The organism is Solwaraspora sp. WMMD791 (genome assembly GCF_029581195.1).
Taxonomy (GTDB): Bacteria; Actinomycetota; Actinomycetes; order Mycobacteriales; family Micromonosporaceae; genus Micromonospora_E.
Genome location: NZ_CP120737.1, coordinates 5,449,531 through 5,470,201 on the forward strand (window position 1 = coordinate 5,449,531; position 20,671 = coordinate 5,470,201).

19 protein-coding genes and 2 pseudogenes are annotated in these 20,671 nt (G+C 72.9%); 16 read left to right on the forward strand and 5 right to left on the reverse strand.

All coding sequences use genetic code 11. The features are described 5' to 3' along the window. Window positions 1–12: 12 nt before the first annotated feature. The gene (gene pstB / locus O7623_RS24355) at window positions 13–792 is read left to right on the forward strand and encodes a phosphate ABC transporter ATP-binding protein PstB (protein WP_282225312.1); all 780 of its coding nucleotides are present in this window, start codon (window positions 13–15) and stop codon (window positions 790–792) included. Between the two features lie 84 nt (window positions 793–876). Here pstB and mshD read toward each other — a convergent pair whose 3' ends face one another. The 3 genes from mshD to O7623_RS24370 all read right to left on the reverse strand — a co-directional run bounded on the left by mshD (window position 877) and on the right by O7623_RS24370 (window position 3,758). Further along, a complete protein-coding gene (mshD, locus tag O7623_RS24360; RefSeq protein ID WP_282225313.1) occupies window positions 877–1,797 on the reverse strand; it encodes a mycothiol synthase in 921 nt (306 codons plus the stop codon). Window positions 1,798–1,848: 51 nt separating this feature from the next. Beyond that, the gene (locus tag O7623_RS24365) at window positions 1,849–2,829 is read right to left on the reverse strand and encodes a polysaccharide deacetylase family protein (protein ID WP_282225314.1); all 981 of its coding nucleotides are present in this window, start codon (window positions 2,827–2,829) and stop codon (window positions 1,849–1,851) included. 212 nt (window positions 2,830–3,041) lie between these two features. Beyond that, the gene (locus O7623_RS24370) at window positions 3,042–3,758 is read right to left on the reverse strand and encodes a response regulator transcription factor (RefSeq protein ID WP_282225315.1); all 717 of its coding nucleotides are present in this window, start codon (window positions 3,756–3,758) and stop codon (window positions 3,042–3,044) included. Window positions 3,759–4,352: 594 nt separating this feature from the next. On the opposite strand from O7623_RS24370, the gene O7623_RS24375 reads away from it, so the two are divergent. The 6 genes and pseudogenes from O7623_RS24375 to O7623_RS24395 all read left to right on the forward strand — a co-directional run bounded on the left by O7623_RS24375 (window position 4,353) and on the right by O7623_RS24395 (window position 8,821). Continuing rightward, window positions 4,353–5,330 (forward strand): hypothetical protein, encoded by a 978-nt coding sequence (locus O7623_RS24375; RefSeq protein WP_282225316.1) that lies wholly within the window; start codon window positions 4,353–4,355, stop codon window positions 5,328–5,330. A gap of 83 nt (window positions 5,331–5,413) precedes the next feature. Further along, entirely contained in the window at window positions 5,414–6,214 is an 801-nt protein-coding gene (locus tag O7623_RS24380) for a DUF2993 domain-containing protein (protein ID WP_282225317.1), read from the forward strand. A gap of 104 nt (window positions 6,215–6,318) precedes the next feature. Continuing rightward, a pseudogene (locus O7623_RS31410) lies at window positions 6,319–6,399 on the forward strand (Ms5788A family Cys-rich leader peptide); the annotation flags it as partial. Between the two features lie 224 nt (window positions 6,400–6,623). Continuing rightward, the gene (locus O7623_RS24385) at window positions 6,624–7,472 is read left to right on the forward strand and encodes a sulfurtransferase (RefSeq protein ID WP_282225318.1); all 849 of its coding nucleotides are present in this window, start codon (window positions 6,624–6,626) and stop codon (window positions 7,470–7,472) included. A gap of 2 nt (window positions 7,473–7,474) precedes the next feature. After that, window positions 7,475–7,816, forward strand: coding sequence for a DUF1416 domain-containing protein (locus tag O7623_RS24390; protein WP_282225319.1), 342 nt, complete (start codon window positions 7,475–7,477; stop codon window positions 7,814–7,816). Between the two features lie 528 nt (window positions 7,817–8,344). Beyond that, a complete protein-coding gene (locus tag O7623_RS24395) occupies window positions 8,345–8,821 on the forward strand; it encodes a lamin tail domain-containing protein (protein WP_282225320.1) in 477 nt (158 codons plus the stop codon). Window positions 8,822–8,925: 104 nt separating this feature from the next. Here O7623_RS24395 and O7623_RS24400 read toward each other — a convergent pair whose 3' ends face one another. Next, window positions 8,926–13,461: a S8 family serine peptidase gene (locus O7623_RS24400; protein WP_282229541.1), complete on the reverse strand. Its 4,536-nt coding sequence runs from the start codon at window positions 13,459–13,461 to the stop codon at window positions 8,926–8,928. Window positions 13,462–13,796: 335 nt separating this feature from the next. Between O7623_RS24400 and O7623_RS24405 the strand changes: the two are divergent. From O7623_RS24405 to O7623_RS24415, 3 genes and pseudogenes are all read left to right on the forward strand, one after another. Beyond that, window positions 13,797–14,255, forward strand: a pseudogene (locus O7623_RS24405) (winged helix-turn-helix domain-containing protein); the annotation flags it as partial. Between the two features lie 313 nt (window positions 14,256–14,568). Beyond that, window positions 14,569–15,366, forward strand: coding sequence for a hypothetical protein (locus O7623_RS24410; RefSeq protein ID WP_282225321.1), 798 nt, complete (start codon window positions 14,569–14,571; stop codon window positions 15,364–15,366). Window positions 15,367–15,414: 48 nt separating this feature from the next. Next, window positions 15,415–15,870, forward strand: a complete 456-nt coding sequence (locus O7623_RS24415) for a hypothetical protein (protein WP_282225322.1) — start codon at window positions 15,415–15,417, stop codon at window positions 15,868–15,870. A gap of 95 nt (window positions 15,871–15,965) precedes the next feature. Here O7623_RS24415 and O7623_RS24420 read toward each other — a convergent pair whose 3' ends face one another. Continuing rightward, window positions 15,966–16,331: a DsrE family protein gene (locus O7623_RS24420; RefSeq protein WP_282225323.1), complete on the reverse strand. Its 366-nt coding sequence runs from the start codon at window positions 16,329–16,331 to the stop codon at window positions 15,966–15,968. Window positions 16,332–16,356: 25 nt separating this feature from the next. On the opposite strand from O7623_RS24420, the gene mtfM reads away from it, so the two are divergent. The 6 genes from mtfM (at window position 16,357) to O7623_RS24450 (ending at window position 20,650) form a co-directional block, all read left to right on the forward strand. After that, window positions 16,357–16,458: a small membrane protein MtfM gene (gene mtfM / locus O7623_RS24425; RefSeq protein WP_282225324.1), complete on the forward strand. Its 102-nt coding sequence runs from the start codon at window positions 16,357–16,359 to the stop codon at window positions 16,456–16,458. 48 nt (window positions 16,459–16,506) lie between these two features. Next, on the forward strand, window positions 16,507–17,193 hold the full coding sequence (locus O7623_RS24430) for an FABP family protein (protein ID WP_282225325.1): 687 nt from the start codon (window positions 16,507–16,509) through the stop codon (window positions 17,191–17,193). A 45-nt stretch (window positions 17,194–17,238) separates the two neighbouring features. Continuing rightward, window positions 17,239–17,661 carry a Fur family transcriptional regulator gene (locus O7623_RS24435; RefSeq protein ID WP_282225326.1) on the forward strand — a complete coding sequence of 141 codons (423 nt, stop codon included), beginning with the start codon at window positions 17,239–17,241 and terminating at the stop codon, window positions 17,659–17,661. After that, window positions 17,658–18,749: a folate-binding protein gene (locus tag O7623_RS24440; RefSeq protein ID WP_282225327.1), complete on the forward strand. Its 1,092-nt coding sequence runs from the start codon at window positions 17,658–17,660 to the stop codon at window positions 18,747–18,749. The genes O7623_RS24435 and O7623_RS24440 overlap by 4 nt, the downstream gene beginning before the upstream one ends. A gap of 69 nt (window positions 18,750–18,818) precedes the next feature. After that, window positions 18,819–19,655, forward strand: a complete 837-nt coding sequence (locus tag O7623_RS24445; protein WP_282225328.1) for a 3-keto-5-aminohexanoate cleavage protein — start codon at window positions 18,819–18,821, stop codon at window positions 19,653–19,655. Continuing rightward, a complete protein-coding gene (locus O7623_RS24450; RefSeq protein WP_282225329.1) occupies window positions 19,652–20,650 on the forward strand; it encodes an asparaginase in 999 nt (332 codons plus the stop codon). Before O7623_RS24445 ends, O7623_RS24450 begins: the two co-directional genes overlap by 4 nt. Window positions 20,651–20,671 lie beyond the last annotated feature (21 nt).

Consider the following 20,671-nt stretch of genomic DNA (forward strand, 5'->3'; position numbering starts at 1 on the left):
AGGACCCCTCAAGTGGCCAAGCGAATCGAAGTCTCCGACCTGGACATCTTCTACGGCGCGTTCAAAGCCGTCGAACAGGTCAACATGACCATCGAGCCGCGGTCGGTGACGGCGCTGATCGGCCCGTCCGGCTGCGGCAAGTCGACCTTCCTGCGCTCGCTGAACCGGATGCACGAGGTCGTGCCGGGCGGCCGGGTCACCGGCAAGGTGGCGATAGACGGCGACGACCTGTACGGCGTCGGCGTCGACCCGGTCGCCGTCCGGCGCCAGGTCGGCATGGTCTTCCAACGCCCCAACCCGTTCCCGACCATGTCGATCTACGACAACGTCGCGGCCGGCGTGAAGCTCAACGGTGGGCGGATGCGCAAGGCGGAGCTCGACGAACTCGTCGAGCAGACGCTGCGCGGAGCGAACCTGTGGGAGGAGGTCAAGGACCGGCTGGGCCGGCCCGGCTCCAGCCTCTCCGGCGGGCAGCAGCAGCGGCTGTGCATCGCGCGGGCGATCGCGGTCAAGCCGGCGGTGCTGCTGATGGACGAGCCGTGCTCGGCGCTGGACCCGATCTCCACCCTCGCCATCGAGGACCTGATGCACCAGCTGAAGACCGAGTTCACCATCGTGATCGTCACGCACAACATGCAGCAGGCTGCGCGGGTCAGCGACCGGACCGGCTTCTTCAACATCGCCGGCACCGGCCAGCCCGGCAAGCTGATCGAGATGGACGACACGCAGAAGATCTTCAGCAACCCGCAGATCAAGGCGACCGAGGACTACATCACCGGCCGGTTCGGCTGACCAGTGGGCCGCGGCCCTGACCCGCAGGCGGGTCAGGGCCGGCGGCAGGCATAGGTTCAGGGCCGGGTCAGGTTCAGGGCCGGGTCAGGTTCGGGGCCGGCGGTAGGTGACGTCGGCCGACCAGCGTAGGAAACCGAGCCGGGTGTAGAGCCGTACCGCGGCGGTGTTCGACTCGTCGACGTAGAGCATCGCCCGGGGCAGGCCCGCCCCGGCCAGATGCCGCAGCCCGGCCAGGGTGAGGGCACGGCCGAGACCGCCGCCGTGGGCGGTCGGATCGACCCCGAGTACGTAGACCTCGCCGACCGCCGCGTCGGCGTGCACCTTGGTCCAGTGGAAGCCGACCAGCCGCCCGGACGTGTCCTCGGCGAGCAGGAAACCGGCCGGGTCGAACCACGGCTGCGCCATCCTGGCCCGCAACTGCGGCAGCCCCCAGCGGCCCTGCTCCGGATGGTCGGCGAACGCCGTGGCGTTGAGCGCCACCCAGGCGGCGTCGTCGCGGCCCGGGACGAACGCCCGCAGCCGTACCCCGGCCGGCAGTGTCGGCTCGGGTAGCGGATCGGTCAGCCGGCGGCGCAGCTGCAGCAGCACCCGGTCGCGGGTGAAGCCGTGGTCGAGGGCGAGGGCGGCAGCCGACGGATGGTCGCCGTGCGCCCAGATCCGCAGCCCGGCGGCCGGGTCGACGGCGTCGAGCAGGTCGGTGAGCAGTCGTCGGCCGTACCCGCGTCGCCGGTGTGCCGGGTGCACCACCAGCTCGGCGACCGGGCCGGCCGGATCGGTCGGGTCCAGGTGCGCGTACCCGGTCAGGTCGCCGGCCGGGCCGGTCAGCGTGACGTGCCGGGCGGTGCTCGCGTCGCGCAGCGTCAGGACGACCTGTTCGGGCAGTGGGTCGGCACCGTCGGTGTCGGCGGCGGCCCGGGCCAGCGTCAGCACCCGGTCGACCTGGACCGGGTCGAGCCGGTCGCACCGGTCGACGGTCACGCTCGTCTGGGTCGCCGGCTCCGCCATGCCTCCCACCGTAGCGCCCGCGCCGTGCCGCTCCGGCACGGTGCTGGCGGGTCAGATCTGGCCGGTCTTCAGATGCAGTCGGCGGCTGCGCTGATCGGCCCGTTCGGCCAACGGTGGAAGCGCGTCGACGAGGAACCGTTGCCGCAGGTTGGGCAGGATCGTCCGCAGTGCCAGGACGGTGCCGGTGCGGTTGCCGCCGGCGTCGTGCAGCAGGACCACCGAGCCCGGTACGGCCTGGGCGGTGACGGTGGCGGTGATGCTGCCGGCCCCGGGCTGGTGGTAGTCGGCCGGGTCGATGGTCCAGTGCACCGAGGCCATCCCCAGCTCCTGGGCGACCTCGACGACGGTCGGGGTCCAGAAGCCGCCCGGCTGACGGAAGTAGGAGACCGGGTGGCCGGGGGCCGCCGCCCGGATCGCCTCGGAGGTCCGGGTCAGGTCGGCCCGGATCGCGGCTGGCGGGTAACTGCCGAGGGCGAAGTCGTGACTCCACGAGTGGTTGCACAGGGTGTGGCCCTCGGTGGCGATCGCCGCGACCAGCTCCGGGTACGCCGCCGCGTTGCGACCGACCAGGCAGAAGGTGGCCTTGACGCCGTACTGGCGCAGCACGTCGAGGGTCTGTCGAGTGTGCACCGGGTGGGGGCCGTCGTCGAAGGTGAGGGCCACGGCGGCGCTGCCGCTGGTCAGCCGGGTGCCGTGCGGTCCACTGCGGTCGACGGCCAGCGGCGCGTACTCCGGCAGCGGCACCGCTGGTCCGGTGGTCGACGGGTCGGCGGTCACCGGCCCGGCGGTCGACGGGTCGGCGGTCGCTGGTCCGGTGGTCGACGGGTCGGCGGTCACCGGCCCGGCGGTCGACGGGCCGAGGTCCGGGTCGTGGCCGGAGGGGGTGACCACCGGTGCCGGGGCCGGCGTGGGGCTGGGGTCCGGGCCGGCCACCGGGCTCGGCGCGGCCCCGAACCCGATGACGTACGCGCTGGTCAGCGCCGCCGTCGCGGCCACCGCCGCCAGAGCCAGCCCACGGGAACCCACCAGCACCGCCACCATCGTCCTCCCGGATCCGCGCCGTCGGGGCGACGTTAGGTCGGTTCACCGGAGCACGAGAGGTGAATGGGTCAATAGCACCCTAAATGGGGTCCATTCCGATAAAAGCCGAGGCGCCATCCGGACGGAACCGGATGGCGCCTCGGCTGATGTCGCGGTGTTCGCCTGCGTGCCGGTCGCTACCTGTGCTGGCCGGCGGCGCGGCGTCAGACCGTCAGCGGAGCGGGCTCGTTGTCGGGCAGCGGCGAGCGGCTCGGCGGCACCACGAACTTGTAACCCACCTGGCGGACCGTGCCGATCATCGACTCGTACTCCGAGCCGAGCTTGGCGCGCAGCCTCCGCACGTGCACGTCGACGGTGCGCGTACCGCCGAAGTAGTCGTAACCCCAGACCTCGCGCAGCAGCTGGTCGCGGGTGAAGACCCGGCCCGGGTGCTGGGCGAGGAACTTCAACAGCTCGAACTCCTTGTACGTCAGGTCGAGCGGCCGGCCTTTGAGCTTGGCGGCGTAGGTGTCCGGATCGATGCTCAGCTCACCGGCCCGAATCAGCCCGCCGGCACCGGAGGTGGCGTTGGTCAGCCGACCGACCGCCAACCGCAGCCGGGCCTCCACCTCGGCGGGGCCGGCGCTGGCCAGGATGACGTCGTCGACGCCCCAGTCGGCGTTGAGCGCGATCAGGCCGGCCTCGGTGACCACCGCGACCAGCGGGACGCCCAGACCGGTGGCATGCAGCATCCGGCAGGTCGCGCGGGCCTCGGACAGCTCTGACCGGGCGTCCACCAGGACCGCGTCGGGGCTGGGCCCGGACACCAGGGTACGTACGTCACGGGGTGCGGTCCGCACCGAATGGGGGAGCAGGTCGAGTGCGGGCAGTACGGCCGACGGCTCGCCTGCACGGGCCGTCACCAGCAGCAGGATTTCCACACATCACCTCCGTCCTCGCGGCCTGTCCTGGCCGCGCGTGGTGACCGCGGGCTGACGACCGAACCGGCCGTCACCGCAGACAGTGGCGTCGAGACCCCGGCTTCGCTGACGGGTGGTTAAGCCAAGAGCTTAACCGATCAGGTGCCGGAAACACCCGGGCGGCCGGCCGTTCATCTGTGCGGTTGGCCATAACGGTTGAAGGTTGCACTACCGCGCTCCAGCTGTCGGGTGCCGCGTGACCGGCCCGACCAACGGTGCCGTCGCCAGCGGACGACCCGGCCGGTCTGGCACGATCGGGGCGTGTATCCCTCCACGCCATCCGAGACCGGCCGCGACCCGTGGCCCGACGGCGGCCGGCCGGGACCGGCCGGCCGGCCATCCGGCCCGACGCCCGGCGGGCGTGCCCCGGCGCCGGGTCCGATGCCGGGTCCGATGCCGGGCCGCGCCCCCGGCCCGACACCGGGGCGGGCTCCCGGGCCTGGTCCCGGTCCCGGCCCCGGCGGGTCACCGGGCCGGGCGGCGGTCCCCGGCCCGCCTCCGGGCCCACCGCCGGGACCCGGTCGGGCCCCGGCACCCGGTACGGCGGCAGCGGCGGTGGCCGCCGTACGTCCGCCAGCCGCAGCCGGGCCGGGCCGGGCGACGCCGCCGCGTCCGGACGCCGCTGCCCCGCCGCGCCGGGATTCCGCCGGCCCGGCCGACGAGGACGCCACGGACGACGACGGACCGTCGCGGGCGGCTCCCGTGCCGGTCAGCCGGACCCTGTCGCTGACCGTCGCCGGGTTCTCGGTGCTGCTCGCGTTGGGGCTGATCTTCGGGGCGCAGACCGCCGGCCCCGGCCTCGCCCGGCTGCCGTTCGCCGTGGTCGTCTTCGGCGTACAGCTGCTCTTCGTCATCTCCTGGACCCTGGCGATCCGGCCACCGGCGATGTGGGTGGTCGGTGGTGTCGGCCTGGCCGCCGCGGCCGGCGCCACCCTCGGCGCGCTGCTGCCCACGGTCGCCACCCTGGCCCCGGTCGGGTACGCCGCCGCCGGCGGGTTCGTCGCCGCGGTGCTCGCCCAGCTGGTCCGACCCGCCGACCGCACCCGGGTCACCGAGTCGCTCGGTGCGAACCTGCAGATCGTCGTCGGCGCGGTCGCCTTCGCCACCCTCATCGTGCTCAGCCGGCTGCAACTCGGCGGCACCCAGACGATCGTGGTGGCGCTCGCCGGCACCGGCAGCGCCCTGATGCTCGCCCGGCTCACCGACGCGGTGCTGTCCCGGCCCCGGCTCGCCCCACAGGTGCCCCGGGGCGCGGTCGGAGTCGTGTTCGGCGCGATGGGCGGCACGCTCACCAGTGCCGTGCTCGGCATCTACGTTGTCGGCTACACCCCGATGACGGCCGCCGTGGTCGGCCTCGTCGCGGCCAGTGCGGCCGTGCTGGTCGACCTGGCCACCGGGTACGCCGAGGCCAGTCGGCAGATGGCCGGTGATCCGCCGACGATGTGGGTGGCCCGGCACATGCAGGGTCCGCTCGGTGGGTTCGCGCTCGCCGCTCCGCTGTCGTACGCCCTCGGTGTCCTGATCTTCAACTGACGGTCCGGGTCGTCGACCGCGTGAGGGGCACTCAGGTTGGGTAGATACGGTACGGCGCGACGGACCCCAGCCGAGGAGGGACAGTGTCGACGTATCCGGCATTTCCGGAGCCAGCTTCTCGGGGCCGGCCCCGCCGACGTACCGGGCGTCGCCTGCTCGTCGTCGCCGCCGTCCTGCTGGTGATCCTGGGCATCGCCCTGGTCGTCGCCGACCGGGTGGCGGTCGCGTACGCCGAACGCGCGGTCACCGACCAGATCCGTCAGCAGATCGCCGCGCAGAACATCGTGTCCTCCGAGCCTGACGTCTCGATCGGCGGCTTCCCGTTCCTGACCCAGGTGCTCGCCGGCGACTACCGGTCGATCTCGATCGTGCTGCGTGACGTCTCCGCCCCGGTCAACGGAAACAGCGTGCGGCTGCCGACCCTGGACGTCGACGCGCGCGGCGTACAGGCGTCACTGGACACCCTGCGGACCGGCCAGGGCGAGGTCGTCGCGGAGACCGTGCAGGGCGAGGCCACCGTCGCGTACGGCAGCGTGGTCCAGCTGATCGATCAGCCCGGCGTCGAACTGTCCGAACGCGACGGACGGCTCGCCGTCACCGCGCCGGTGGAGATCCTCGGCCAGCAGGTGGTGCTGACCGGCACGGCCGACCTGGAGGTCGCCGACGGCCAGGTCCTGCTGCGCTTCGCCAACCTCGACGCCGAGGGCCTGCCGAGCGACGACGCCGCCCGTGGCTTCGTCGACGCCTACGCGCAGCAGCTCTCGATCGCCGTACCGTTGCCGGAGCTGCCGTTCCAGCTCGACCTGCAGCAGGTGCACGTGACCCCGGCCGGTCTGGTGGTCACCGCGACGGCCCAGGACGTGCCGCTGAGCGCCCTCGGCTGAGGCCGACGACCGGATCCGGTCGCCTGGTCACCCGGTGACGTGGCGGCCGTCTCAGTGCGTGGTCGGATCGGTGACCGGCCGGAAACAGGCTGGTAAGCTTCGGCCCCATGGGGAAGTTCCTCACCAAGCGGCGCGCGGTCGACCTGTGCCGTGTGGCCACCTGCCTGTGTCGCCCGGTCCTCTGACGGCGGGCTGACCCGGCGGGCTGTCCACCGACCTCTCGAATGGTCGGGTGGCAGTGCCCGAAGAATCCTCCACCAACGCCCGGCAGCGGCGCCGTCGCACGTCCGTGATCCGTCCTCCAGGGTTCACGCACAGGTGCGACACCTGCGGCGTGGACTCACCACCGACCCGCGTTCCCCGTCCGGCCACCGGCGCCGTCGGGGAGAACCAACCAGGGAGTGATCTGATGAGTCGCGACACCGCACTCGTTTCGGCCGACTGGGCCGAGAAGAACCTCGACGCCCCGGGCGTCGTCTTCGTCGAGGTCGACGAGGACACCAGCGCCTACGACGGCGGCCACATCGCCGGCGCGATCAAGATCGACTGGAAGACCGACCTGCAGGACCCGGTGCGCCGCGACTTCATCAACAAGTCGCAGTTCGAGGCGCTGCTCTCCGAGCGCGGTATCAGCAACGACGACGTCGTGGTGCTCTACGGCGGCAACAACAACTGGTTCGCCGCGTACGCGTACTGGTACTTCAAGCTGTACGGCCACGGCGACGTCAAGCTGCTCGACGGCGGTCGCAAGAAGTGGGAGCTCGACGCCCGCCCGCTGACCACCGAGGTCGTCACCCGCCCGGCCACCCAGTACGTCGCCCAGGAGCCGGACCTGTCCATCCGGGCGTTCCGCGACGAGGTCGTCGCCGCGATCGGCACCCAGAACCTGGTCGACGTCCGCTCGCCCGACGAGTACGCCGGCCGGCTGCTCGCCCCCGCCCACCTGCCGCAGGAGCAGGCGCAGCGGGCCGGGCACATCCCGACCGCGGTCAGCGTGCCGTGGTCCAAGGCGGCCAACGAGGACGGCACCTTCAAGTCCGACGACGAGCTGCGCGCGCTCTACGCCGACGCCGGCCTGGACGACGGCAAGGACACCATCGCGTACTGCCGCATCGGCGAGCGGTCCTCGCACACCTGGTTCGTGCTCAAGGAGCTGCTCGGGCACGCCAACGTCAAGAACTACGACGGCTCCTGGACCGAGTACGGCTCGTTGATCGGCGTGCCGGTGGTGCTCGGCGACGAACCCGGAAAGGCGTGACCATGACAGCTGCGACAACGCCGAGCGCCGCGACCGCGTCGGGCTGCGCTGCGCCGGACCAGTCCGCGCCGCTGCCCGCCAGCGTCGACCTGGCCAAGGAGACCGTGATCACCGGTACCGTACGGACCGCTGACGGCGAGGTCGTCGCCGGCGCGTACGTGCGGCTGCTGGACGCCACCGGCGAGTTCACCGCAGAGGTGGTGACCTCACCGGCCGGCCAGTTCCGGTTCTTCGCCGCCCCGGGCAGCTGGACGCTGCGGGCCCTGTCCCGGCACGGCAACGGCGACACGCCGGTGACCGCCGCCCAGGGCGTCAACGAGGTAGGGGTGACCGTCGGCGGCTGAGGCCCCGACACCCCTGCGACAAGCTGCGGCCCTCGGAACGTCACGTTCCGAGGGCCAGCTCATGATCAGGGTCACCAGCTGGGGACCGGAGTCCTGGCCCGCCCAGCGGGAGCCACCCGTCTCGTCACTGCACGTGACGCCGCCCCACCGGGACATGCGCCCGGACGATATTCCTCAGAGGTATAAATATTCCTCACAGGAATACCGATCTACCGCAGTACGGGTCTGCTACGACCGGCAGCCATCAGGGCTGTCGCGTCGCCGACAACGGCGCACCCCCGTGTCGCGCTGTCGACAACAGAAACGGCTGACCGGTGGCGTCACCCCGGTCGCTCGCCGCTCGGCATCACCGACAAGCCCGCCCCTCATCGGCGCTCCGGGGAGCCATGACGAACTGACTTGATGACGTCACTACCTGGATTGTTTCCGGGTCGATCCCACACAATTCTCCTGCCGGGGCGAGCGGACGAAGAATCGGCATTCGACATTCCGGCACCCGTGAAAACCGTTCATCCCATGGGGGGAATCATGCGCAGAACTGTCGGCATCCTGACGGCGGTGGCGATCGGAGTCGTCGCCTCACTGACCACTGCGGCACCGGCGACGGCCCGTACCGAGACGCCCGACCTGCGGGTCCACAGCGTCCAGTACCACCCGAACGGGCTGGACGACGGCAGCGGGACGCTGCTCAACCGGGAATGGTTGCAGCTGATCAACCGGAGCAAGCAGGCCATCAATCTGCGTGGCTACACGGTGCACAACAACAACGGCCGGACCTACCGATTCGGCGATGTCGTCATTCCGGCAAACGGTGGCCGGGTGTGGCTGCGGTCGGGCACCGGCGACGACACCGCCCGGACCGTCTACTGGAACAATGGCGACTTCGTGTGGAACGTCAACGGAGACAAGGCGTTCCTGCGGAACCGGAAAGGCCAGTCCCTGCACACCTGCTCCTGGAACTACGTGAAGGGCCGGGACTGGGTGCGGTGCCCGGTCAACCCGTGATCGCCGAGGGTTGACCGCCGGCGGGTGCCGGGCCAGAGCTGGGCTGGCCCGGCACCCGTTCGTGCCGTCACGCCGTGGCGGTCGGAGCCGTCACGTGGTGCGGGTCAGACCCCACCGAGCCGGGGCGGACACGGGTCGACCTGCTCCAGCAGAGCGTCGACCGTGGTCACGATCCCGGCCGGCAGCCGGTGCTGGGCGGCCTGCGGCACCCAGCCGTCCTTCGCGGTGATGATCTGGTACTGCCCCCGGGGCAACCAGTAGGCGAACCCGCCGGTGGCGTCGGTGCGCAGCGTGAACCCGGTGCCCGGCTCGGTCAGCGAGTTCAACCGTACGGTCGCCCCGGCGATCCCGACCTCGACCCCGGCGCAGCTGAGCCCGGAGACGGTGCCCTGCACCTTCGCCCAGGACGCCGGCGGCGAGACGTTCATCTGCACGTCCACCGCACCGACCGGGTACGGGGTGTTCGACCGCAGCCCGAGGGTGGCGGTGTAGCGACCCGGCTGGTCGACCCCGGCCTCGGCGGTCGCCGACAAGGTGACCGTCACCGTCCGGGACGCGCCGGGAGCCAGCGTGAAGCTGCCCGGAGCGGGATCCAGCCACGGGATGTCGGCCGCCGCGTCACACGAGGCCAACCCGTCCAGCAGCTCCACCTGCGGCGATCCGACGAACGACGTCGGCGAGCCGCCGATCTTGTACGCCCCGCAGGCACCGGCGCCCCGGTAGCGGGCGAACTGGGTGTTCGGCAGGTCCCGCCACACCCCGGCGGTCGGGTCGAAGCCGACCGTCCGGTTGGTCACCGTGGTCGACGACCCGGTCACCCCGCCGGCGATCACCAGCAGGCCACCGGCGGCGGCGTACTGGCCACCCCACAGGTCCAGTGGCAGGTCCGGCAGCGGGCTCCAGGCGTCGGTCGCCGGGTCGTAGGCGTACGCCGACCGGTACTCGACCGCCCCGGCCCCACCGGCGCAGTACGCCCGGTCGCCGATGCCGCCGCAGGCCAGCCAGGACGCGGCGAGCGGGTAGTCGGCCCGGGACCGGAAGGTGCCGGTGCCGGTGTCGAAGGCCAGCACGGTACGGGAGTCGGTGCAGGTGCCGTCGACGCAGCCCCCGATCAGGTAGACCGTGCTGCCGACCACGGCCGAGCCGGCCGCCGCCCGTGGTGCCGGGCTGGTCACCCCGGGCAGGGTCGACCACGCCCCGGTCGCCGGGTCGAACACGTCGACGCTGGCCACCGGGGTGCCGCCGGCACCCCACCCACCGAACAGGTACAGCTTGCCGCCGGCCGCGGCGAGCACCGGCTTGCTGCGTGCCACCGGCAGGTCCGGCAGGGCACTCCAGGCATCGGTGACCGGGTCGTACACCCAGGCGTCACGTTCGGTGCCGGTGGTGCTGCCGCCGGCCACCGAGTAGATCTTGCCGTCCAGAGTGGCGGCGGCGTTGTCGAAGACCGACGTCGGGTGGTCCGGTGCCCGGGTCCACGCCTCGTCCGCCGCCGAGCCGGCCGCCGACCCCGATGCCGGGCCGGCCGCCGGGGCCGGGCTGACCCGGGTCGGCGCCGCGCCGGCCGGGGCCCCGTACGCCTGACCCTGCCAGGCCTTGCTGATCCCCTTGACCCGGTGTTCGGTCAGGGCCGCGCCGGCGGCCGCGCCGAGCAGGTCGAAGTCGCCGCCGCCGGGCAGCATCTCCACAGTCGCCGGGGCGCTACCGGTGTTGGTCACCGTCACGCTGGCCTTGCGGGTGCTGCCGTACGGCTGGTGGGACACCACCGGGCTGGTCGGGCTGATCGTCACCCGGCCGGCCTTGACGGAGAAGTCGGCCCGTCGGGCACCGTCGGGCACCACCGTCACCGTCCGGCTGCGCACCTGGTACGGCGCCCGGGTGGCGGTGAACTCCTGCTCCCCGGTCAGCGGCGAGAACAGCTGGTAGAAGCCGTCCGGCTGGGTCGGGTCGGCCGGCGTGGCGGCGGAGACGGCGGCGACCGTCGGGTCGGCGACGGCGGCCACGGTGACGCCGTTCAACGCGGCCCCGGTGTTGTGGTCGGTGGTGGTGCCGACCAGCAGACCGCCGGGCAGCGGGGTGCAGCTGCGGTCGACCACCTCGACGTCGTCGACCTGCCACCACCAGGCATAGGTGCCCTGGAAGCGGAACCGGACGAGGACCTGCGCGGCACCGGCCACCTCGGTCAGCGGGATCTCCTCGACCCGGGGGCCGCGCCGGCTGCTGGTCTGGCGCCACACGGTGGTCCAGGTGTCACCGCCGTCGACGGAGACCCCCACCTCGGCGCTGTCGCTGAGGCCGACGGCCCGCCAGTCACTGGCGAACCGCAGATACGGTGCGTCCGTACCGGACATGTCCAGGGTCGGGGTGACCAGGTCGGTGTCCTGGGTCTGCCCGACGCCGAGTGCGTCGGAGTCGATGTTGGCGAAGCCGCCGTCGCCGCCGGTGAGGTTGCCCCAGGAGCCGATGTCGGTGAAGTCCCAACCGCCGCCGGTGGTGCGCTCCACCACGGACCAGCCGTCCGGGGCGGTGTCGGCGGAGAAGTCCTCGGCGAGCAGCGGCTCGCCGAAACTGGCCGCGTAGCCGGGGGTGACGCAGGCGGCGGTGACGCCGACCGGGACGTTGACCGTCCGGTCGTCGGTGCCGGCCGGGACCTCGACCCGGGCCGGCTGGTAGCCGGCCAGCACCGGGGTGACCACCAGGGCGACGGCGGTGTCACCGGGGACGGTGAGGGTGTAGCGCCCGGACGCCGGGTCGGTGTAGGTGAGGGTGTCCGGCTGTCCGTCGACCTCGACCCGGGCGTACAGCGGCCAGCCGTGACCGGAGCCGTCGGTGACCCGGCCGGTCAGGGTGACCACCGTGGTGGCCGCCAGGTCGAAGTCCTGTGTGACGGTACCGTCCTCGGCGACGGTGACGGTCGCGGTCACCGGCCGGTAGCCGAACGCGCTGGCGGTGAGGGTGTGCTCGCCGGTCGGCAGGGTCAGGGCGTAGCTGCCGTCGGCTCCGCTGGTGACGCTGCGCTCGCCGGTGGCGACGGTCGCGCCGGCCAGTGGCTCGCCGTCACCGGTGACGACGCCGCCGACCCGGCCGGCGGGTCCGCGCGGGGCGGCCTCGACGACGGCGTACGCGTCGAGCCGGCCCTCGCCGAAGTTGTTGTTGTTCGCGGCGGTACCGCCGCAGCTGGTGTCGTCGGTGTCGATCGCGGTGCCGTCGAGCAGGGCCCGGGTCGCGGCGATGTCGCCGTACAGGGTCGGTGCCGCCGACCAGGCCAGGGCGACGGTACCGGCGACGTGCGGGGAGGCCATCGAGGTGCCGCTGAAGGCCGCGTACCCGCCGCCGGGGACGCTGGAGCGGATCGCGGTGCCGGGCGCGGCGATGTTCGGCTTGACCGCACCGTCCACCAGGGAGGCGCCCCGGCTGGACCGGGCGGCGATCACGTTGTTGACGTCGTAGTTGCCGACGGCGTACGCCTGCGGGTAGTCGCCGGGGGAGCTGGCGGTGCCGCAGGCCGGTCCGTCGTTGCCGATGGCGAAGGCGGGGAAGATGCCGGCGGCGACCCAGGCGTCCACGGTCTGCCGGTACCACGGGTCGTTCTGCCCGCCGCCCCAGGAGTTGTTGACCACGTCGGCGCGCAGGTCCGGCCGCGGGTTCGCGCCGGAGCTGTCGGTGGGGGCGAGCACCCACTGGCCGGCGGCCAGCAACGAGGCGTCCGAGCAGGTGTCGACCTCGCAGCCCTTGGCCGCGATCCAGCGGGCGCCCGGCGCCACGCCGGTCTGGTTGGTGCCGCCGTCGTCGCCGGTGATGGTGCCGGTGACGTGGGTGCCGTGGTCGTTGTTGTCGCACGGGGTGCCGGCCGGGCAGATGCCGGTCGGGTCGAACCAGTTGTAGTCGTGGTCGTAGCCGCCGGCGCCGTCGGCGCCCCGGTAGCTGGCTGCCAGCGCCGGGTGGTCGTACTCGACGCCACTGTCGATCGTGGCGACCACGATGCCCTCGCCCCGGGTGCCGAACTCCGCCCAGGTCTGTGGGGCGCGGACGTTGTTGAGGTTCCATTCGACGGCGGCGGTGCCGGCCTCGTCGGTGCCGGCCTCGTCGGTGGCGGTCACCGGCGTGGCCGGTTCCGGGGTGAGCAGCGGGTAGCTGCGGGCCGGATCGATCCGTTCCACCTCGGGCAGCGCGGCGATCCGGTCGGCGAGGGCACGGTCGCCGGTGACCCGGACCGCGTTGGCGATCCAGTACGGGGTGTAGCTGGCCTTGCGCTCGTCGAGCAGCTCGCGCAGGCCCTGCTGGCTGCGTTCGGCGGTGCTGGTCAGCTCCCGGAACACGGCGGCGGCACGGGCGTCGGCCTGCCGCGACCCGGCCGGCAGGCCAGCGGCGGCGGCGGTGGCGGCGCGCGGCAGGTCGGCGCGTTCGCGCAGGTACACCATGAAGTCGGCGGTGCCCTGTCGGTCCAGGGTGGCGGCGAGTTCGGTGCTCAGCCGCGCGCCCGCCGGCTCGGTCGACGGGGCGGCGCCCGCGCTGACGGGCGGGACGGTGACGACGAGCAGGGCGACCAGTGCGGCGGTGACCGCGCCGCGGGTCCGGGCGGCCCAGCCGCCGGCGGTGGAGCGTTTCCGCCGGCCCGGACCGCGACGGGCCCGGTGCAGGTGTCCGGCACGACGGCGAGGCAGGTCGACCACGTGGTCCCCCAAACTCGTGGCGGCCCGCACCCGGCGGGCCGCAGACCAGCGACCCGGAAAGCCCGGAGTCCGCTCGGCGCGTGCGCGGAGATGATCTACGGAAAGTCCTCGCACGACGGCTAGGAGTCATGCTTTAGCGGGTGACGTGGGTGATCAATGGGGTATGTTAGGCAGTTTTCAGGCAGTAAGTGGACAGTTCGTGGTCGAGCGTCGGGCGGGACTGGTATCGGTGACTGTCGCTGTTGACTACAGCGACTAAACGGCGTTGTCTGATGACACGCAGCTACCTGGGGAGGAATGCGGTGGTCAACGGTGAAGTGCCACTGGTTGTCTGTGTCACCGCTGACGTCGCGGTCCGCGAGCGCGTGGTGAGGCGGCTCGACGACTGCGGCACAGTAGTGATATGTACGGATCTTTCCGAGCTGCGGGCGATGCTCTTTCCGCCCGTACCCACCGAGACCCCGCCGCCGACGGCGCCGGTCATCCTCGGTGACCTCGTCGTCGACGTACCGGGACATCTCGTCACCTGGCGCGGCGAGCCGCTGGCCCTGACCCGCCTGGAGCGGGAACTGCTCGCCCGGCTCGCCACGCCACCGGTCGTCGTCTGGACCTACGAACGTCTCTTCGGCACCGTCTGGGGCGGGGCCTACCTCGGCGACACCGCGATCCTGCACTCCGCCGTCAAACGCCTGCGCCGCAAGTTGCGCAGCGCCGGCGGCGGCCTGGAGATCCAGACCGTACGCGGCGTCGGTTACCGGCTGGCCACCCCGGCGACAGTCGACGGGGCGCACGACGGCTACCCGGTCGACGACGGTTACGCCGACCCCGACGACCACGGGTACGCCGGTTATCCCGGCGCGCACCTGGATCCCCTGGTCCCGACACCCCTGGTGTCGGCACCGGAGGACCAGACCGTGGCGTCACCGGTCGACCAGCGGGTCCGGACGCCGGCCTGACAGTCGACCAGCGGGTCCGGACGCCGGCCTGACGTGGGCCCTCGCCGGCACCTGGCACGATGGGCCGGTGAGTCTCGATCCGCCGTCAACTTCGCCAGGGCGGTCACGCCGCCGCTGGGTGCTGGCCGCCGTCTGCGGTGCGTGGGCGGTGCTGCTGCTCGGCCTGGCCGTCGTCTCGGTCCGACAGGACGCCCCGACGGTCCGCGAGCAACGCAGCATCGCCGACGCCCGCCCGGTCGTGGACCGGGTGGCGGTCGACCTCACGGCGGCCGTCGGCGACGCCGGCGTGATGGTCGTCGGCGCGGAGGTGGTCCGGTCCGGCTGCCGGATCACCCCGGTGCGCCCCGGCGCGGAGCTGACCCGGGTGCTGACCGCGCACACCGGCGCCGAGTCGGGTCCGGCGCTGCTGGACCGGGTCGCGCAGCGGCTGCCGGCGCACTACGTGGCGCGGGCCCGGCACGGCGACCCCACCGGCGGGTCCTCCCGGCTGACCGCCGACGCGGGGGAGTTCGTCGCCGTACGGGGGTTGCTGACCGCGCCCGGCGTGCTGGAGTTCCGGATCAGTTCGGGCTGTCGGCCGGCGGAGTCCGGTACGGCGGACGCCACCGCGTCGGCCGACGACTCCGACGAGGAACCCGCCCGGCTGCTGGCGCTGCTCGGGGCGACCGATGTGCGGGCCGAGCAGACGGTCTCGGTGCCCTGCCCGACGGGCGGCTGGCTGCGCAGCGCCGTCGCGGCCGGCACGGGCCGGGCCGAGCGGATCGCCGAAGCACTGGCAACCGAGGTCGGTGAACCGACAGTGGTGGTCGCCGACACCGCACCGGCGCGGTACGCCTACCGCGACGGCGACGCCGGCGTCGTGGTGCAGGCCGACGGTGACGATCTCTGGATCGCCTCGACCGTCTTCGGTTGCTGAGTATCCACACTCATGCCAGGCCGTCGGCGGGCGGCGAGACTGAGAGACATGACCGAAGCTCACGTCTCTGCCGTACCCCGTACCGACCTCTCCGCTCGTGCGACCGGGGGCCGGATCACCGGCGCGGTCGTCGCGATCGGATCCGCTGTCGTCACCGTGGCCGGCTATCTGCTGCTGCTCGGTTGGCACCAGGAGAAGGAGCTGGCCGCCGGTGCCATCGAGGAGACCGGTCCGTACCAGCCATGGCAGGTCGTCGCTCTGGTCGGGGTGCTGGCAGTGCTCGCCACCGCCGGCGGCTGGTTGCGCCGTCCGTTGGCCGTGACGATCGCGGTGCCGGTCGCGCTCACCGCGATCTGGATCGCCGACGCGGTGACCATCCCGTCGCAGGGCGACGCGAGCATCTGGCCGGTCGGCGCGTTCCTGATCGCCGTCGCCGCTTTCGCCGGCATCGCGGCTGTCGCCTACGGGGCGGCGGCGGTACGCCGGGCCACCAGCCGCCGCTGACCCGAACCATGATCACGACGATCTTGCAGTTATCGAGAAGATTTGCCCGTTTTGTCCATCGATGAATGCAAGATCGTCGTGATCATGGGTGGAGTTCAGTAGACCAGGGCCTGCACCCCGTCGGCCATGATCTCTTCGACGAAGACGGCTGCCCCGGCGATGCGCACGCCGGGCAGTACATCCTCCGGGCCGATCCCGCGCCGCGCCGCGCACTGCGTACAGACGGTGACGGTGCCGCCGCTGGTCAGCACCGCGTCGAGCAGGTCGGGCAGCGGGGCCGAGTGCGGCAGGTCGAACGCGGCCGCCCGGTCCGGCAGCCCGAACCAGGCCGATTCGCCGGTCAGCCAGAGCGACACCTCGACGCCGGCCGCAGCGGCGGTGCCCGCTACGGTGAACGCCTGGGCGCACCGCTCCGGCTCGTCGGAGCCGGCGGTCGCCTTCACGACGAGAGTGCGAGCCATGCGGCCAGCATAGGATGACCGTGTCATGGTGACCGAGATCGGGTTCGTCAGCCTGCTGGTGGCGGGCTTCGGCGCGCTCGCCGGTGGCCTGGTCTACCTCGCGGTCCGCATCTGCCGTGGACGATGATGCCGTGGACGACAGTGCCATGGACGACGGTGACGAAGCGGAGGACCGATGAGCGCGAGCAGCGCGCCCGGGACGGGACAATCGAGCAGCGCGTCCGGGGCGGAGCAGCCCAGCAGCGCGCCGGGGGCGGGACGACCGGCCGGAACGGACCCGGATCCGGTCCGGCCGCCGTGGCTGGACGCCCCACCGGTGGAGCCGTACCCCTTCGAGGAGAGCCATGACCTGCGGGTCGGCCCGAAGCTGCATCCCGCGCTGAACGCCCTGCTGCCGTACATCGGCCTGTGGCGCGGCCGTGGCCGTGGCGGGTACCCCACGATCGAGGACTTCGACTACGCGCAGGAGATCCGGATCAGCCACGACGGCCGGCCGTTTCTGCGGTACGAGTCCCGGGCCTGGCTGCTCGACGAGCAGTCCCGCCCGGTGCGTCCGGTCGGCCGTGAGCTCGGCTGGTGGCGGGCGGTCACCGACGTCGAGGGGCGGGCGACCGGCGAACTGGAGGCGACGATGATGACGCCGACCGGGGTGATGGAGCTCTACCTGGGCCGGATCACCGGGGTGCAGGTCGAGTTGGCCACCGACGCGGTGGTCCGGACCGGCACCGCCAAGGAGGTCACCGGCGGGCACCGGCTGTTCGGCATCGTCGAGGGCGCCCTGCTGTACGCGCAGGAGATGGCAGCAATGGGCCAGCCGCTGTCACCGCACCTGTCGGCCCGGCTGATCCGGGTCGGCGGCTGATCCGGGTCGGCGGCGCGCCGGCCCGACGGCGCTAGGATGGGAACGGTGGTCGACTCATCGCTTGCTGAGATGCTGCGCTCGCGCGGGCTACGGCTCACCGCGCAGCGCCAGCTGATCCTGGAAGCGGTGCACGAGCTGGGGCACGCCACCCCGGAGCAGGTGCACACGGCGGTCCGCGAGGTCGCCGCCGGCGTCAACATCACCACCATCTACCGAACGCTGGAGCTGCTCGAGGGGCTCGGCCTGGTCACCCACACCCACCTGTCGCACGGGTCACCCACCTTCCACCCGGTCACCGACGACCAGCACGTGCACCTGGTCTGCCGGTCCTGCAAGTCGGTGGCGGAGATGGATCCGGCGCTGGCCGAGCCGCTGATCACCGCGCTGGCCACCGAACGGGGCTTCCAGGTCGACATCGGGCACATGGCCCTGTTCGGCATCTGCCAGCAGTGCGGAGGCAAACGATGATCGACCTGCCGGGTGCGGTGGACGTCGCCGCGATCACCCCCGGGTCCCGCGACGGCGGGGTGGCCGCCCACTACGGCGACCCGATGCGCGAGCAGCGCCGGCTGGACACCGAGGTCGGGCTGGTCGACCGGAGCAACCGGGGCGTGCTGGCGGTGCCGGGCGCGGAACGGATCGGCTGGCTGCACACCCTCACCACCCAGCACCTGGCGACGCTGCGGGCCGGGCAGGGCACCGAGCTGCTGGTGCTCTCTCCGCACGGCCACGTCGAGCAGCACGCCATGGTCGCCGAGGACGGCACCACCACCTGGCTGGACACCGAGCCGGCGATGGCCGACGACCTGTTGGCGTACCTGCTGAAGATGCGGTTCTTCACCCAGGTCGACCCGGCGGTGGTGACCGCCGACTGGGCGCTGCTGTCGCTGGTCGGGCCGGCGGCGGCCGACGCCGCCGCCGCGCTCGGCGTGACCGGGCTGGCCGCGCCGGACCTGCTGGCCGTGCCGGGGCCGAAGTTCGCCGCCGGGTCGCTGCCCGGTCGGCCCACCGCGCTGTACGCGGTGACGGCACTGCCAACGGACTCGCCGTACGCCGGCGGCTGGGCGCGTCGGGTGCCGCTCGGAGTCGACCTGCTGGTGCCCCGGGCCGCGATGGCGCAGGTGGTGACCGCGTCGACCGACGCCGGCATCGCCCCGGCCGGGTTGTGGGCGTACGAGGCGGTCCGGGTCGCCGCGCGTACCCCACGGGTGGGCCTGGAGACCGACCACCGCACGATCCCGGCGGAGGTCGGGCTGCTCGGGCCGGCGGTCCACCTGGACAAGGGCTGCTACCGGGGGCAGGAGACGGTGGCCCGGGTGCACAACCTGGGCCGGCCGCCGCGCCGGCTGGCGCTGCTGCACCTGGACGGGGTGGCCAGCGACATCCCGCCGGACGCCGGCACCCCGCTGACGCACGACGGCCGCGTGGTCGGGTTCGTCGGCACCGCCGTGCGCCACCACGAGCTCGGGATGATCGCGCTGGCGGTGCTCAAACGCAACGTGCCCGACGACGCCCCGCTGCGGGTCGGCGAGTTCGCGGCGGCCGTCGAGCCCTGACAAGCCTGACAGGCAGCCCTGACCGTCGAGCCCTGACCGGCCACGCAGCCGGCATGCGAAGATCCCGCAATGACGACGACGACGTTGATCACGGTCGCGCCGACCGGTGCCGAGTCGGCCAAGCACGAGGTGCCGGCGCTGCCGGTCACCCTCGACGAACTGCTGCGTACGGCGGTCGAATGCGCCGCGATCGGCGCGGCGGTGATCCACGTCCACGTCCGTGACGACGACGCCGCCCCGACGCTGGACCCGGGCCGGTTGCGGGCGACGGTCGAGGCGCTGCGGGAGCGGACCGACCTGATCGTCCAGCTCTCCACCGGCGGCGCCGTCACCGACCCGGAAGCCGACCGGCTGGCGGTGCTCGACGCCGGCCCGGACATGGCGTCCTGCACGATGGGCACGGTCAACTTCGGCGACGACGTGTTCAGCAACCGGTGGGAGTTCATCGTCGAGCTGCACACCCGGATGCAGGACCGGGGCATCGTGCCGGAGTACGAGATCTTCGACCTGGGGCAGCTGGCCGCGCTGCAGCGGCTGCTGTCGCGGTACGGGCTGCCAGCCGGCGGCCACGTCCACGTCGACCTGGTGATGGGGGTCCCCGGCGGCATGCCCGGTACGGCGGCGGCGCTCGTCGCCTGCACCCAGGCGATCCGGGACCTGCCGGCGGGCACCACCTTCTCGGCCACCGGGATCGGCCGGTCCAGCCTGCCGGTGATGTTCGCCGCGTTGTCCGCCGGCGGGCACCTGCGGGTCGGCATGGAGGACACCCTCAGCTACGCCAAGGGCCGCCCGGTGGAGTCGAACATGCAGCTGGTGGCTCGTGCGGTCAGTCTGGCGCAGGTGGCGCAGCGGCCGCCGGCCACCCCGGCGCAGGCCCGGGAACTGCTCGGACTGGTCGCCCGGTGAGCGGGCCCGGCGCGGTGTCGGCTCCGGCCCGGTACGCCGGTGGGGTCCCGCTGGTCGAGGTGGTCCGGTCCGGTTTCGTGGAGAGTACGCACCGGGGGTCGCTGGTCGTCCTCGGTGCCGACGGCACCTGCCGGGAGCAGCTCGGTGACGTGACGTCGCCGGTGTTTCCCCGGTCGGCGAACAAGCCGCTGCAGGCGGTCGGCATGCTGCACGCCGGGCTGCGTCTGGCCGACCCGGCCGATCTGGCCCTGGTCTGCGCCAGTCACAGCGGCGAGGATTTCCACCTGGCCCGGGTGGCGGCGCTGCTGCGCTGCGTCGGGCTGACCGAGGCGGCGTTGCGGTGCCCGCCGGACCTGCCGATGGGTGAGGCTGCGGCGGCCGCCGTACTGCGGGCCGGCGGTGGGCCGAGCCGGCTGCAGATGAACTGTTCCGGCAAGCACGCCGGGATGCTGTTGACCTGCCGGGCGGCCGGCTGGCCGGTGGAGGAGTACTGGCATCCGGAGCATCCGCTGCAGGAGCGGATCCGTGACGCGGTGCAGGAGCTGGCCGGTGAGCCGGCGGCCGCCGTCGGCGTGGACGGCTGCGGCGCGCCGGTGCTCGCCGTGTCGTTGACGGCGGTGGCGCGGGCGTTCCTGCGGTTGGTGTCCGGGCAGCCCGGCTCGGTGGAGCGGACCGTGGCCGACGCGATGCGGGCGTACCCGGAACTGGTCGGCGGCACCGGCCGGCCGGACACCCGGCTGATGCGGGCGGTGCCCGGCCTGCTGGCCAAGGTTGGCGCGGAAGGTGTGCTGGCGGTCGCCGTACCGCAGGTGGGTGCGGTCGCGGTGAAGGTCGACGACGGGGCGATGCGGGCGGCGGTACCGCCGGTGGTGGCGGCGCTGCGTCGGCTCGGGGTCAGCGACGACGACGCGGCCGAGCCGGCGTTGGCGCAGCTCGCCGGGGCGGTGGTGGTCGGCGGCGGCCAGCCGGTCGGCACCGTACGGGCACTGCGCTGACTGCCCGCCGCGCCCGGCGGT